The 14,085-nt window shown below is 62.2% G+C and carries 14 protein-coding genes; 6 read left to right on the forward strand and 8 right to left on the reverse strand.

All coding sequences use genetic code 11. The annotated features are described in order from the left end of the window. Window positions 1–127: 127 nt before the first annotated feature. Together ACHFB9_RS04050 and ACHFB9_RS04055 are read left to right on the forward strand one after the other, a co-directional pair. Complete coding sequence (locus ACHFB9_RS04050; RefSeq protein WP_417069698.1) at window positions 128–868, forward strand: PEP-CTERM sorting domain-containing protein; 741 nt, start codon at window positions 128–130, stop codon at window positions 866–868. A 24-nt stretch (window positions 869–892) separates the two neighbouring features. Continuing rightward, window positions 893–1,768 carry a hypothetical protein gene (locus tag ACHFB9_RS04055; protein WP_417069699.1) on the forward strand — a complete coding sequence of 292 codons (876 nt, stop codon included), beginning with the start codon at window positions 893–895 and terminating at the stop codon, window positions 1,766–1,768. A gap of 37 nt (window positions 1,769–1,805) precedes the next feature. Here the strand turns inward: ACHFB9_RS04055 and ACHFB9_RS04060 are convergent, their stop codons facing one another. The 6 genes from ACHFB9_RS04060 to ACHFB9_RS04085 form a co-directional block, all read right to left on the reverse strand. Further along, window positions 1,806–2,285, reverse strand: a complete 480-nt coding sequence (locus ACHFB9_RS04060) for a hypothetical protein (RefSeq protein ID WP_417069700.1) — start codon at window positions 2,283–2,285, stop codon at window positions 1,806–1,808. 129 nt (window positions 2,286–2,414) lie between these two features. Then, window positions 2,415–3,905, reverse strand: coding sequence for a prolyl oligopeptidase family serine peptidase (locus ACHFB9_RS04065; protein ID WP_417069701.1), 1,491 nt, complete (start codon window positions 3,903–3,905; stop codon window positions 2,415–2,417). Between the two features lie 84 nt (window positions 3,906–3,989). After that, on the reverse strand, window positions 3,990–5,585 hold the full coding sequence (locus ACHFB9_RS04070) for an ABC1 kinase family protein (RefSeq protein ID WP_417069702.1): 1,596 nt from the start codon (window positions 5,583–5,585) through the stop codon (window positions 3,990–3,992). Window positions 5,586–5,637: 52 nt separating this feature from the next. Continuing rightward, window positions 5,638–6,192: a hypothetical protein gene (locus ACHFB9_RS04075; RefSeq protein ID WP_417069703.1), complete on the reverse strand. Its 555-nt coding sequence runs from the start codon at window positions 6,190–6,192 to the stop codon at window positions 5,638–5,640. A 294-nt stretch (window positions 6,193–6,486) separates the two neighbouring features. Continuing rightward, the gene (locus ACHFB9_RS04080; RefSeq protein ID WP_417069704.1) at window positions 6,487–7,254 is read right to left on the reverse strand and encodes a PEP-CTERM sorting domain-containing protein; all 768 of its coding nucleotides are present in this window, start codon (window positions 7,252–7,254) and stop codon (window positions 6,487–6,489) included. 325 nt (window positions 7,255–7,579) lie between these two features. Then, complete coding sequence (locus ACHFB9_RS04085; protein ID WP_417069705.1) at window positions 7,580–8,431, reverse strand: radical SAM protein; 852 nt, start codon at window positions 8,429–8,431, stop codon at window positions 7,580–7,582. 129 nt (window positions 8,432–8,560) lie between these two features. Between ACHFB9_RS04085 and ACHFB9_RS04090 the strand changes: the two genes are divergently transcribed. The 3 genes from ACHFB9_RS04090 (at window position 8,561) to ACHFB9_RS04100 (ending at window position 11,168) form a co-directional block, all read left to right on the forward strand. Beyond that, complete coding sequence (locus tag ACHFB9_RS04090) at window positions 8,561–8,758, forward strand: hypothetical protein (RefSeq protein WP_417069706.1); 198 nt, start codon at window positions 8,561–8,563, stop codon at window positions 8,756–8,758. A 226-nt stretch (window positions 8,759–8,984) separates the two neighbouring features. Continuing rightward, a complete protein-coding gene (locus tag ACHFB9_RS04095; protein ID WP_417069707.1) occupies window positions 8,985–10,604 on the forward strand; it encodes a methyl-accepting chemotaxis protein in 1,620 nt (539 codons plus the stop codon). 9 nt (window positions 10,605–10,613) lie between these two features. After that, entirely contained in the window at window positions 10,614–11,168 is a 555-nt protein-coding gene (locus ACHFB9_RS04100; RefSeq protein WP_417069708.1) for a chemotaxis protein CheW, read from the forward strand. 10 nt (window positions 11,169–11,178) lie between these two features. On the opposite strand, the gene ACHFB9_RS04105 is transcribed toward ACHFB9_RS04100, so the two are convergent. Both ACHFB9_RS04105 and ACHFB9_RS04110 read right to left on the reverse strand, forming a co-directional pair. Then, a complete protein-coding gene (locus ACHFB9_RS04105; protein WP_417069709.1) occupies window positions 11,179–11,904 on the reverse strand; it encodes a hypothetical protein in 726 nt (241 codons plus the stop codon). Window positions 11,905–11,945: 41 nt separating this feature from the next. Next, a complete protein-coding gene (locus ACHFB9_RS04110; RefSeq protein ID WP_417069710.1) occupies window positions 11,946–12,479 on the reverse strand; it encodes a GNAT family N-acetyltransferase in 534 nt (177 codons plus the stop codon). A 309-nt stretch (window positions 12,480–12,788) separates the two neighbouring features. Between ACHFB9_RS04110 and ACHFB9_RS04115 the strand changes: the two genes are divergently transcribed. Next, window positions 12,789–13,907 (forward strand): hypothetical protein, encoded by a 1,119-nt coding sequence (locus tag ACHFB9_RS04115; RefSeq protein ID WP_417069711.1) that lies wholly within the window; start codon window positions 12,789–12,791, stop codon window positions 13,905–13,907. Window positions 13,908–14,085 lie beyond the last annotated feature (178 nt).

The following is a 14,085-nucleotide window of genomic DNA, read 5'->3' on the forward strand; positions in this document are numbered from 1 at the left end:
TGCCAACTCCTTGATCCGTATTGATTTGTCGTGCCTGGCGCGTTTCTGGCTTGTGCTGGTCGCCTTGAGAAGCAAATGCCCGATGCGCGGTTTTGCCGCGCATTCAATACGGATAAAGGAGAGTCTGATGACTTCAACGAAGATTGCGCTTGCCGGATCCCTGATCGCCGGCCTGATGCTCTGCAGCGCAGGGGCCAGTGCGGGAACTCAGAGCTTCGACATCAGCGGTGGCGCGAAATGGCGCGCAACGGACAGCTATACGCTCGGTCAGCAGTGGGGAATCGGGAATTTCCAGTCGACGGACGGCGTCGCGGCCTGGGCTCCCTATGGCAATTCGGCGACGGAACTCAATTCCAATCGCATGATGTGGTACTGCGGGGGCGACGGAACGCTGTGTCCGGGGGGCGGCGATGGCGGCGCAGGACCGACTGAAGTGTTCTTCGGCTATTCGCTGTTCATCAAACCCGGCGCCTCTTTCCGCGGTGCGGCAGCGATCATCGCCGACGACTTCTTCGATCTGGTGATCAATGGCCATGAAGTGCTGGCGGCCACGCTGGACGGGCACCAGGATGAGCACAATCAGCCGGTTCCGTTGACGCTGGATCTGACCCCCTATCTTCACGAGGGCAATAACGTCCTCGCGATCAGGGCGATGGACGGGTATCTGGAGAGCGCGAGCGCCTGCACCGAAAGGGGCGACGGCTTCGTATCCGTCTCATCGAACCTCGGCGACTTCTGCAAGGGGAACCGGGGCAGCGAGTACCTGTTCATCAGCGGAAGCGTGACGGTCGTCCCCGAACCCGGCGCCCTGTCGCTTGCCGCCGCCGCCCTTGTCGGGCTTGGCCTGATGCGTCGTCGCAAGATCTGAAGCGCTGAGTTCGGAGATGCCTTGATGAAAACGATCACCGCCCTGGTTCTCCTCGCCGGAATCTGCATCTTGCAAACGGCGCAGGCCTCCCGACTGACGTGCACGGCAAGTGCGCCCTGCTCGTTGGCCGAAGCGCTGATTCCCGGGAACTACATCGAAGTCCGGCAGCTGGTCTACGCTTCTCCGGCTGGGCCGGTCTACGAAACGATGCAGTTCTCGAACTTCAGCGACTCCCTGGGGAACTTTGGCGGTGAATCCGTTGCGGTCTGGGCTGCGGCGGCCGGACTCGACTGGAAACTGGTCTTCCAGCCCCTGTCCTCCGCTGCGAATCCGTGGCGAATCCAGAGTTCAGGCCCCGATGCGAGTTACTCGGCCTCCCTGAGCTATGACCTGCTGTTTGACGGGCGCAGACTGAATATGTATGGCCAGACGCCCCGTTCAAACCTTGCGGGGGCGGACCTCGTCGTCAGTTATGGCGACTTCCGCAATACGGGGGGGCTGTCCCTCACCGGGCGCGTCAGCGAATCGGTGGCGGACGACCAGACCCCGGCTTCTCCGGGCTCTCCGGTTGATCTGGCCCTGAGCTGTGCGGAGCTCGAAACCAGCGTCTATTCGGGCTGCGCGGAGAAAACCGGAACAGATTCGGGCTGGTTTGACAGTTACTACGTATTTGACGATTCCGACCGGCTGAGTGTGGAGAACTCGATTCAGCTCGATTACGTCGCCTTCTTCGGTGGCGGCGGGGCGCTGGGGGTTTCGAGAATCGTCAATCAGTTCTCGGAGGCGCCCATCGTCGGCGAACCCTCCGACTCCGCGATTCTCGCGCTGGGGCTCTTGGCCCTGGCTTGGTTGCGCGCTGGCGGGAGAAGGGGGGGGCGGGTGGGGTGGATCAAGTCCTGAAATGGTCTGGGATCGGAGCCGTGGCCGCGCGGAACCACTAACGGATCCGCCGCCAGATCTCGGGGGAGCCGTCGGCGTATTTTCCGGTCAGTGTGTCCTTGTCCGCGAGGCTCAGCCTGGAGTGCGTGCTGAAGTCTGTCGAAGGCATCAGGAAGTCCGCCTCCAGGGTCTGCCCGTCCCATTTCACGTTCGTGATCACGAACGCTTCGCCGTCCGAAGAATCGAGGCCGGAAATCGCGATGCCGTCGCCGGCCGAAGCGATCTCAAAGACCGCCGAGGAATTCTCGACCTGCCACTTCCCGGCGATGTGGGTCTGCGCGGGCGACGCTTTTTCCGGAGTGTTTGTCTGAGGCCGGGAGATCGCGCAGCCCGTGAGGCTGGACAGGCAGAGGACGAGCAGCGCGAGGAGAAGAGGCCAGAGCAGGCGGCTCTTCCCGCTGTTCGCGGTTCTCCCGACCAGGCGGCTGAACAGGGCTTCGGGGAACATCGGCAGGCAGGACAGACTGGCGGGTTTCATGTTGTCTCCGGGGAAGAAGAATGGAGGATACCTGAACGTCATGAGGTCTGGCGATCCTCCGGAGCCCCGGATTGCATCAGCAGTCGTCAGCAAGGCCTGATCCCGGGGGCTTGTCCTGCGCCGCGCCGACTATGCCTTCACATGGCTGAACAACCAGTCCCGCGCGGCCTGGATGTGGAAGAACTTTCTGGCCGAACCCATGTGATCGACTTGCGCAAAGGTCAGGAAGGTGATGTTGCCTCCCTTGCCGAGATAGCCGTTGATCTGCTCGTTCAACTTCCCCTGATCCTGGACCGGAAAGATCAGCGCCGGGTCGAGATATTCCTTGGGCCGAGTGACCCGGGCTCCGGCGCTTTCCCACAGCGGCACGCATTCCTCGTTCCAGGGCGTGGCCTTCTGGTCTTGCGCGCCGGTGATGATCAGGACGTTCTGCTTGGCCAGATCGACCACATCGCTCGGGCGTTGCTGGCCGGCAATGATCAGGCCTGCGGCAAAGGTATCGGGATGCCTGGCCATCATCCACAGCGAGGTCATCGCGCCCATCGACCAGCCCGTGCAGTACACCCGCTTGCGGTCGATCTTCAGAACCTTGTCGCGTCGGTCTTTCTTGTTGGGGTTGCCGAAGTTCCATGTGTTCTCCAGCATCGATTCGACCAGTTTGTAGGTGTTCTCAACGTCGAACGTGTGCTCCCAGTAGTCGTTCATCGTGGTGCGCTCATAGCGCGGGGTGATGACCACGCATTCGTGCCGCTCCTGCTCTTCCGGCATGCCCCAGATGCTGGCAATGCATTGCTCGGTCAGCGTGGCGGCGCAGCTGCCGTCGTAGCTGGTGCCCGAGTGGGTGATCGCGATGAGGAGCGGATATTCCTTCTCTTCGCCGCCTTCTTTCAGGAAGGACTCGGGCAGGTAGATGCTGTATTCCAGATACGCGGAGCGTTTGTCGTCCCACCACCAGTGGTTCTGCTCCCAGGCGTCCACGCCACGGATCCGTACAGTGTTCCCGCGCGGACCGCTGTTGGTCCATACGGTGGAGCTGCCGGCATAGAGGGTGCCGGCGAGCGTCTTGACGCTCTTGTGCTGGCGGAGCGAGACCTTGTCGCTGTCGGTGCTTGGCAGGCTCAGATCGGGCTTGTGCTCGAACTCGGCGATGACATAGCGGCCAGTGACGTTTCGATGGTCGGCGCGCAGGGCCGGATCGGCGTTGGTGTAGAGGGCAGCCACGCGCCGCGCTTCGGGCTTTGCCGTCGTCGAATTCTTGTCCGGAGCCTGGGGCATGCCGGGGAAAAACCCTTTGGCCACCGGGACGACGCCGGCCATGTAGGTGTCGAGCGCCAGACTGGCGGGATCGATGTCCTGATCGTACTGGATGGCGATGCCGTAGACTTTCTGGCCGCCGCCGGTGACTTCGCACAGCGCAGACACGCTCTGGATTCCCGGCGCTTTCCTGGCCTTGCGCTCCGGATCGCCGGTCATGGCTTCGCTGGCCGCCTGGAATCCGCTGGCGCCCTCCGCCGCGTCGGCCTCCCCGAAGCCCAGAAGCAGGCTGCCAGCACCACCGGCAAGAGCCGCTCCTGCGACCGAGCCGATCTTGATGAAACCTCGTCGTGTCAGATTACTCATGCGGGTCCTGAAATTCATCGTGCGTGTGAAAGTGAGGGGGAAACGGAGGCTGGAAACGCACCCGTCACGCCCGTTGTCGCTCCGCTAGCGCCGGCGGGCGCGGCCGAACACGGTCGCGAGCATGCCGATGATCCCGAGCGTGATCATGATCGAGCCGACGATGTGTTTGCCGCTGTGCTCGTGCGGGGTCAGGATCAGCAGCGCGCCGCTGACCACCAGCGCCGCGTAGATGATCGCGCCGGCCAGCTGTTCGACGTTGCTGATCAGGCGTTCGGCCAGCGCTTCCAGCCTGGGCAGACGGCCCAGATCGCCTTCCGAGACCCGGTGCAGGATGCGGCGCAGATCGTTCGGCCCGTCCCCGATCAGGCGTGCGACGTCGCGCGCGACCTTGCCGCTCTTCTCCTTGACCCGCTCAGGCGAGAAGATCCCGACGGTCATCCGGGAGACCTGGCCGCGGAAAGAGGCCATGTAGTCATGAGCGGGCGCGAGCTGGCGGATCATCGCTTCGAGGATCACGATCGCGCGCGAGAGCAGCACGAATTCGCCGGGATAGCGGATACCATTGACCGTCCCCGCCCGGACCAGCGCATCGAGCAGAGCGCCGATCGAGATGTCCGATATGTTTCTTCGGCGCACTTGATAGAGCACGGCCTTGATGTCGTTCTGCAGCGCCACGCGATTGACCTGATCGCTGTCCGAACTCATTTCGAGATAGGCTGCCGTCGCGGCCCGCGCATCGCCGGCGATGACCGCTTCGAGCAGGATGGCCAGTGTCTCCCTCATCCTCTCGTCGAGCTCTCCGGTGCAGCCGAAATCGAGCAGCGAGAGGCGGCCGTCGGGCAGGATGAAGACATTGCCGGGGTGAGGATCGGCATGGAAAAGCCCTTCCTCGAAGATCGTCTGCATCATCAGCCGGACGAGCGAATCGATTGCCTGCGGCATCGCCTCGGGATGCCTCTGCGCATAGACGTCGATCCTCTCCCCGGCCGAGAATTCCATCGTCAGCACCGAGCCCTTCGAATGGGTGCAGATCACTTCGGGGATCCAGACGTCCGGAAGATCGGCCGTCGTGTTGCGGAAAATCGTGATCGAAGCGGCCTCGCGGTGGAAGTCGGTCTCCCGCATCAGGCTTGCGGCGAGTTCATCGAGGGCGTCCTTGAAATGCAAGCCGCGCAGGCGCGGGATGAACTTCTCGCCCAGAGAGACCAGGAACTTCAGGACGCGGATGTCTTTCGCTATGGCTGGCGCGAGCTTCGGGCGCTGCACCTTGACGGCGACCCGGCGGCCATCCGCCAGCCTGGCCTCGTGAACCTGGGCGATCGACGCTGCGCCCAGCGGAGTCGCGCAGAAGGAGGTGAAGAGCTCGCTCAGAGGGGCGCCGAGTTCAGCCTCGACGATGGCGCTGACTTCGGGGAAGGGCATCGCCGGAAGCTTGTCGTGAAGCTGAGTCAGTTCATCGACCAGCGCGTTCGGCAGTAGTCCGCGCTGGATCGCGAGCACCTGCCCGAATTTGATGTAGGTGAGGCCCAGCTCCTCGATCGCTTCGCGGACCTGCTCCGGTCGCGGCAAGTGCTTCCGGCCGAGCAGGGTTTTCAGAAAACCGTGCCTGACCAGCACGCGCAGTACATGGAGCAGGCGCCGCGCGACGCCCCCTGCGCTCGACACAAGAGTCCCCGACATCCCGTTCTCCCCGGCTAAAGAGGGCTTTTCAGCATGAACCCGGCGAAGGGCCTCAGGCGACAAGGACAAGCACGGCGGCCGCGACGAATCCGCCGGCGGCGAGAACGAGGCCCCTGCGGAACTGGCGGGTCGTCGATTTGAACATCCAGAACGACGAGACGGCCATGAAAGTCAGCAGCACGCCGTAGAGGACGACGAACCAGTGGACAGGATCGTGACTGTTGGACTTGTGCAGTTCGGTGAGCTTGTCGAGTGCGGCCGGAAGCCGTTTCTCAGTGTAGCTGACAGCTCCGCTCGCCCTGTCGTACTTGCCGTCCCGCAGGCCCCGTCCGCCGCCGAAGCTGACCGTGCGGCCGTCATCGCCGAGGATTTCGAGCTGGCGCAGGTGCAGCGCCGGGCCCAGGTCGGAGGGTGCGAGCCCCGGCTCTATCTTGCGGGAGACCGGGGTGTCGAACTTCAGCAGGCCGGTCGGTCGGTAGACCAGCAGGATTCCGCTCAGACTGAACACCAGGGTCAGGCCGATCAGCAGAAAGCCGATGTCCCGGTGCAACACCCTGATGTAGTAGCTGAAAGGTTTTCCGGTCTTTTCGTTTTCGTTCTCGGTCATGGTCTCTGGTCTCTGAGAGTGAAGTGGGGGCAAGGCCCGAGCGCGAGCCTGCCGGATCACCCGCTAGTCAAACCGGGTAATGTAAATGGAGTATGAATTCTGGTCACGCCGGAGGCGGGCGCATGTGGGGGGAATGCCTCGGGCCGGCCCGCGCTGACTGGAACGGCGGAGCGGGAAAGCGTTCTGCCCCGGAGGCTCCGCCGCTAGAAACGAAACACCCCCAAAAGGCAGCGTCTGCGCCTTTTGGGGGTATCAAAGAACGACCGCTACCAAGAGCGAATGATCTGCTCCGACTCAGCGGCGACGCATTCCCAGCAGGCCAAGCAGACCAAAGCCGAGCAGAGCCATCAAGCCGGGTTCCGGTACCGTGCCCGGTTCAACGAAGCCCGTCGCCATGGTTATCCAGTGGCCCTTCTGGGCATTGTCGGTTCCGGAGACCTGGAGTGCGAAATAGCCTTGCTTCGCCCAGTACTCCGGATCATAGGTCTGATGCTGGAAGCAGCCCATCGAGTACGAGGGTGCAAATCCAAAGGCCAGACCGGCTGGCGTCGACAGCCCTGGGTCAAGACAGTCCGGGGACGTCGCCCCGCTGGTGATGGCCGAAGCCGGAACGGTTAGACCGAGGATGGCATTCCAGGCCTCGTTGCCCTGATAGTCCTCGACGTAGAGGCTGCCGCCGCTCGCGACGAATTCAGCGACATCCGCTCCACGGCTTCCCAGAAGAGCATACGGATCGCCGCAGCAAGTGCCGGGAGAGGCGAAGAACATCGTGCTGTAGTTGCTCAGCGTCGCCGTCGAGAACTCGGTCGGTGACATATAGGTCACCGCCACGCCGCCGGTATCGGCATAGAACCCCGCCGTTGCGCCGAAATTATTGATCACCAGCACAGGCAACGTGGAAGTGCCTTCCAGTTGCTTGAATACCGGGTTTGTGTAGGCGTCTATGTGGTGAAAACTCGCCGCCTCCGATCCGGCAAGAAAGATGGTGCTGGCCTGGGACGAAACGCCAAAAAAGGCGAGTGCGGCCAGGAGGAAAAATCGCGCCAAAGTCAGTGGTTTCATGTTCGCGGTTCCTTACTTGATGAAAAAGTAAGAACTGGATCGGCCTGCACTTTCGTGGCTAACGCGCCAGCTCTGCTGAGCTTATAAGCATTTGCTATGCCTGCCATGTCGAGGATGGTTTTTTCTTTTTATTTCAGTGTCTTGCCGTCGGTTGATGCAAGCGTCCGGGATGGTTGCCGAGGTGAGTGTCAGAATTCCCGACAGCTCGGGGCGGCGCACCTCAAGCAACTTGCAGCCCCGTCCATGCGACGACTTTCTGTTCATCCCGGGGCTTGGCGGCGCGGGCGAGCGCATCGCCTTTCCGGCTACGCGACATCGCCGGGGGTCAGGCGCAGAGCTGCACCTTGACGCCTCGCGCCCTGAGGCGCTCGGTCAGCGCTTCCAGCCAGGCGCGGCTGACCGGGGAGACCTGCTGCCCTTCGTCCAGCATCGGTTCGCGCGCGACGCCGTAGAGTTGGACGCCGAGGATGCCCTCGAACGAGGCGACCAGCTCGACATAGTCGGAGACGTCGCGTTCGTCAGGCGGCTCGCCCTTCCACTGGAACATGCAGGTCTGAACCCAGGTCGGGCAGCAGGCCGAGGCCGTTTCAACTTGTCGGCGGGCGCGCGCGGCGTCCAGACCGACCTGGTTGGCGCGCCGGATCGAGGCCTCGCTGCCCCGGTCGACCTTGACCCAGGCTTCGCCGCCGACCGGCGCGATCGATCGCAGCGCGTCCTGCACCTCGGGTCTGTGCATCATGCTGCCATTGGTGATCAGCACGATGCGCAGCCGGCCGAGCAGGCCGAATGCTTCGACCTGGCGCAGCACGGCATTGATGACCTGAGGAAACTGCCGGCTCAGCGTCGGCTCGCCGTTGCCGGCGATCGCGATGCTGCAGAGCTGCCGCATGCCTTCCGGCACATGATCCTGCATGAAGTCGCCATGAAGGACTTCTTCCAGCACCGCAGCCAGCTCATGTTCGAGCCGCGCGACATCGACCGCATCCGGGGCGCCGCGCTTGAGCTCGGGAACCTGGCAATAGACGCAGCGCCAGTTGCAGGCATTGTTGAGGTTCAGGTTGATGCCGATCGACACTCCTCCCACGCGGCGCGACACGACCGGATAGACATGGAGAAAGCCGGACAGGACCTGATTGTGGTCATCCGTTCCGAGCTGTGTGCTCGAAGGCTGGTTCATCGTCAAGCGTCAGATCTCCGTGTGGGTCGGCTGCGCCACGGACCGGCGGCGCGCGACCCTTCTCTGGGGGGCATCGATTGTACCTGCACGAGGCGCCAGGAGCCGGGCCGATTCAGCTCCGCGCGGGGAATGTCCCGATTCGACTGGGCTCTACATGCCGGGCATGGTGGTCTTACTCCCCCCATCCTGAAGACCTTTGGCGAACGGCTGCTCGCTTCCGGCCATGCGCCCAAGGCGGTGATCGGTGCGGCGATGAGAAGGCGAGTGCTCCTGATCCACGGCATCGTGCGCTCCGGAGGGCCACTCCAGGATCGAGACGAGGGATGAAGCATGAAGAAATAGTATGAAGAGCAGCTAAACTTGTCCCTTCGGGTGCCGATAGGCTACATGTGTTTTCCAAGGTATTCCTGGCGTGTCGGACTGCCGGGGCAGAAGCTTCCTCGGCGAGATCGGTGAATCTCCGGCGGAGATTGCGCCGCAGCGCAAGCTCTGCACCTGAATCCGGCTTCAGGCCTGTCCTGTCATCTGTTTTGCTTCTATTTGCGAGGGGTAAATGTTCAAGGATATGAAAGTGGCGACTCGCCTGTACCTGGGCTTTGGGGCGGTTCTGGCCTTTCTGGTCGCCATCTCCATTTTTAGCCTGACCAGAATCAGCGATCTGGGAGGGCGGCTGGAGGAAATCACCCAGGACCGTGTGCCGAAAGTGATGGTGGCCAATCAGTTGACGATCAATGCTGTCGACACGGGCCGCCAGTTGCGAACCTTGCTGATGGCGACCAGCCAGGATCAGGAAAGCGGAGCCTTAAACAAGGTGACGCAGCGGATGACTGCGACCACCGAGGCGCTGAGGGATCTGGAACCCAAGATCAAGTCGGAGACGGGAAAGGAACTCCTTCGAAACATTATGACGAAGCATGAGGCTTATCAGCAGACCGGTGAAAAGGTCATTTCTCTTTCCCGACAGGACAAAGCCAAATCTGCTGATTACCTCAATAGGGACTTTACTACTGCCAATAATTCCTACATCGGTGCGATAAAGGAGTTGTCGGACTACCAGACCAAGGTGATGGAAAAGTCCAATGCTGAGGCTCATCAAAGCATTTCGCTTTCATTCGGCGTTGTCGTGGTCGTCGCGATAATGTCCACTCTTTTGTCGATCGCCGTTGCGTTTCTGATCGCGAGAAATCTCGGCAAGGTGCTGGGCGGAGAGCCCGGATACGCTGCGGGAGTGATCGAGAAGATTGCGCAGGGAGACCTGCGCGTTCAGGTGGCTGTGCGTACCGGGGATTCTTCGAGCATGCTGCATTCGGTCCGCACCATGGTCGAGGAGCTCAAGCATGTGATCGGTGAGGTTCGCGCGACCAGCGATTCGCTGGCCTCGGCCTCCGAAGAGGTTTCCGCGTCGGCCCAGGTGCTGAGCCAGAACGCGACCGAGCAGGCCGCCAGCGTCGAGGAGACCAGCGCGTCGATGGAGGAGATCTCGGCGACCGTCGCGCAGAACTCCGAAAATGCGAAGGTGACCGAAGGTATCGCTTCGAAGTCGGCGCATGACGCGGGCGAAGGCGGACAGGCAGTCGGCGAGACGGTCGAAGCGATGAAGCTGATCGCCCAGAAGATCGGCATCATCGACGACATCGCCTATCAGACCAATCTGTTGGCGCTCAATGCGGCGATCGAAGCGGCGCGCGCGGGCGACCACGGCAAGGGCTTCGCGGTCGTCGCCGCCGAGGTCAGGAAGCTCGCTGAACGCAGCCAGATCGCCGCGCAGGAAATCAGCTCCTTGGCTTCGAACAGCGTGGGTATGGCCGAGCGTGCCGGCAAGTTGCTGGGGGATCTGGTGCCGTCGATCACGCGCACGGCCGATCTGGTTCAAGAGATTTCGGCTGCCTCGCGCGAACAGACTGGAGGACTCGACCAGATCAACAGTGCGATCGGTCAGCTGACTCAAGTGACTCAGGCCAACGCCTCGGCCTCCGAGCAGCTCTCCTCGACGGCCGAGGAGATGAGTGCTCAGGCTGTCGGGCTGCAGGAGATGATGCAGTTCTTCCAGACCGACGGCGATGCTCAGCAGCACCGGGCAGCCAAGAGCACGGCTCGCAGCAGCAAGCGCAGTCGGCGCGCTGAGCCGCAGGAAGAGTTGTCGGCAGATGAAGAAGCCTTTGTCCGATTCTGAGGGATTGAGATGAGTGCAAATCAATCCTCTACGACGCTGCAGGCGGTGTCGACACGGCAAGCGGCGCCCGAACTGCCGAGTGCCGAAGCGCAGCAGTTTCTGACCTTCACGCTGGGGAGCGAGCACTTCGCGATTGCGATCCAGGCCATCCGCGAGATCATCGAGTTTCCCCGCTTGACGGCGATCCCGCTGACGCCTGCATTTCTGGCCGGAGTGATCAATCTGCGCGGCGCGGTGGTGCCGGTCATCGACCTGTCGGTGCGTTTCGGTCGGGCCAGGACCGGGGTGGGGCGGCGTTCCTGCATCGTTATCGTCGAGGTGATGATGGGCGAGGAGCTGCAGCCGCTCGGCGTCATCGTCGATGCCGTCGACGAAGTCGTCGAGATCGACGCCGCGCAGATCGAGAGGCGCCCGGACTTCGGTGCCGGAATTCGCGCCGATTTCGTCTCAGGGATGCTGCGCCTGGGTAGCTCCTTCGTCGTCGCGCTGAATCTCGACAGGGTGCTGTCGGGCGAAGAACTCGAACAGATGATCGGTCTTGCCGGGGAAGCTGCGCTGCAGTAGTTCGAACCGCTCAGGGGCAGGCCTTGTCCTGCCCGATCCGCGCCAGCTCTGCCTTGTATTGGGCATTTCCCGGATCCGCCGCAATCAGGCGGCGGAGCCGGGAAATCGCCTCTGCTCTGCGGCCACAGCGCAATCCTCTGCTGTATTCGCTTTCGTCGTCGGAGATGATCACGAGGGCTGCCGGGTATTCGGGCGCGTAGCGCACGTTGAATTTCTGCCCTATGCCCGGCCAGGTGTAGCCGTCCACTGGGGCGGGCGAGATGTTGAATCCGTCGGTCTCGAAATAGCTCAGCACGGGCTTTTGCGTGCGATCTTGCGGCTGGATCAGCAACTCCTCGCGCATCACGACCTGATCGTTGTGCTGGCTCAGGGTCGGCGCAATCGAAACCACCGTCGCGCTTGTCGGTTTGCCCGTCGCGATGATCAGCGGATTTCGCCAGAAATGTCCGAAGAGCAGATTGCAGAACCAGAAAGCGAACAGAAAAATCATGCCGCTGCGGATCAGCGAGAGCAGGGCTCGTGCGCGCGGTGAGAAAGCCCGGCTCAGGAAAACCGGGACCGACAGTAGCAGCAGTGCGAACAGCGACAATATCGGGTGCAGCACGGAAAAGAAACAAGCAATCGCAATGCCGCGCAGGAGGAACATTGAGCCGACCCTGTGTTGTCCGGGAAAATCAGCGGCGGATGCTAACCCGTAGCCGTTGCGGCGACCAGCTCGTTGCGCTGTCGCATTCATGAAACGAGAGCGTCACACGCCTTTCATGCGAAGGTGGGCAATCAATCGTTCTTTTTGGTGCTCGCGTACCGGATCATCCCGGTTTCGTCGTCCGTTCCGGCGAGCCTGAAACCGCTGCGTTCAAGAACCCGGATGGACGCAAGGTTCGCCGGAGCGGTGTGCGCGATCACGCGCAGGACTTCGGGCTTCGCGAGCGCGTGCGACACGAGCGCCTGGATGAGCTCGCTCGCGAAGCCGCGCGACCGGAACTCGGGGACGATCGAGTAACCGACTTCGGCGATGCCGTCAGCACCCGGGGGACCGAAGAAGCCACCCGCGCCGACGAGAACCGCATCATCGGAGTCGGTCGGGCGGTGGATCGCATACCAGGAGTACCAGCCCGCCGCAGCCGGGTCTCGGGCGAGGCGTTCGCGGAAGAACTCCAGTGCGGCACGGTCGTACTCGCCCGGCGGCCAGCATCCGGGAACGACGGCGCCGAGCCGCATTGCGAGCGCCCCGGAGGATTCGAGTTCTGCCTCGACAAGCGCCAGCGTCGCCGGAACGAGTTCGAGCCGTCGCGTTCGGAGGGTCTGCATGGCGGGGATGTTAAGAAGAGCGCGGGGGCTGGTCAAGCAAGGTGGGTTGGGTTTGAACTTAATCAAAATGAACGAATGCAAGACCTGAGCCCGAGGGCCCAGGTTATCAATTGCATCGAAATGAGCGAGTGCAGAACCCGAGTGCTGGGTATTCCTGATGACGACTTTCAGACGCGGACACCAATCTTGACAGATAGCGCAGCCGTGAAACTTGAGTTCGAGGTCTTCACTCTGGGAAAATGCCGCAAAGTGAGATGGGCTCTTGTGCTCACAGAAGTGCCACGACACGCGAACACAACAGGACTCTGAATGGCAGCGCTTCTCCGCAATCTGATTGGTTTTTCGGCCGCCCTGCTCGGCGCTTCCACCCTGCTGGCGGTTCCCGCTCGCGCCGAGCAAGCGCTCTACGGCTACCTCCTCGTCGAGAAGGACGGCTATCGTCTGTCCGATGACGTTACGCTGGATCCGAGCAATCCGGTCGTTGCGAATTTGGGTAGCTCCAATGCTCGACCGCGCGCCACCGGCTGGATCAAGTTCCGCCTCGATGCGGGGCTCTACCGCGTATCGCAAATCGTGTATCAGGGCTACAAGCTGAAGTCCAGCTGTACGCAGGAGGGATATCGCCACAGTGCATGGGCGCCATGTAGCTCCTATGCGGGGCTCGAGCGCTATTTCATCGAACTTGGGCGGCCGTCTTCGGGAAGCAACTATCAGACGCTCGAGTTCATCACCGACGATTTCCACAGCCAACTCGCGAAGGCCGTCGAGCGGGCCGGCTACGCCTATCTGCCGCGCAAGGCGAACAGCCTCGAAGCGCGTGGCCGCGATGTGTTGGCCGCCGTCGCACGCAACGCGGAACTGGACAGGCTGCTTGCGGACCGCCTGCGTTCCGCTGTGACGCTCCGCGAAAAGGATATCGCCAGGTATCAGGATCTTGTGCCATATGAGGCTTTCCCGGTGCCGCCGCGAAAAGAGGAACTGCCGAAGCTCAATTCCGACCTGACGGCCTATGGCGCGGCTCAGGACGCCGCCCGCGCTGCTTTCGAAGCCGACGTGCAGCAGCAGTTCGAAGCCTACTTTGTTCCCCGTCTCAAAGCGGCCGAGCAGGACTATCCGAAGCTTTTTGCCCAGCGCAAAGCGGAGCAGGAGCGCCAACGCAAGAGGGAGGAACAGGAGCAGGCGCAGCAAAGAGCGGAACAGGAGCGGCAGGCCAAGGCTGAGCAGGCGCGCATCGGCAAGTTCCGTTCAGGCATCAAGGTGGAGACAGAAACCAACTGCGGCCCGGTGCTCGAGATCAAGGGGAATCTCGTGAAGGTGTTCTCGCCCGTACAGGGCTACGGCAATGAGCACTGGCTGCGCCGGGGCCAGCTGCTACCGGCCCAGTACAGTTGCCGGTTCGTCAATGGCAACTACGTGGGGCCCCAATAGCGCGCCCCAGAGCTAGGTCGTTCCGGAACCCGGGATAGTCTTCGGGCGGGCTCCCTCACCCGGCTGGCAGGAGAGGGCTGGGGAGAGGGGGGCAAGGGCGGCTGCGGGCCGCCCTTGCTGTATTCAAAAGAAGTCGGCTCAGGTTATCAATTGCATCGAAATTGGCGAATAGATGATC

Source organism: Niveibacterium terrae, from assembly GCF_048213115.1.
Classification (GTDB): domain Bacteria; phylum Pseudomonadota; class Gammaproteobacteria; order Burkholderiales; family Rhodocyclaceae; genus Niveibacterium; species Niveibacterium terrae.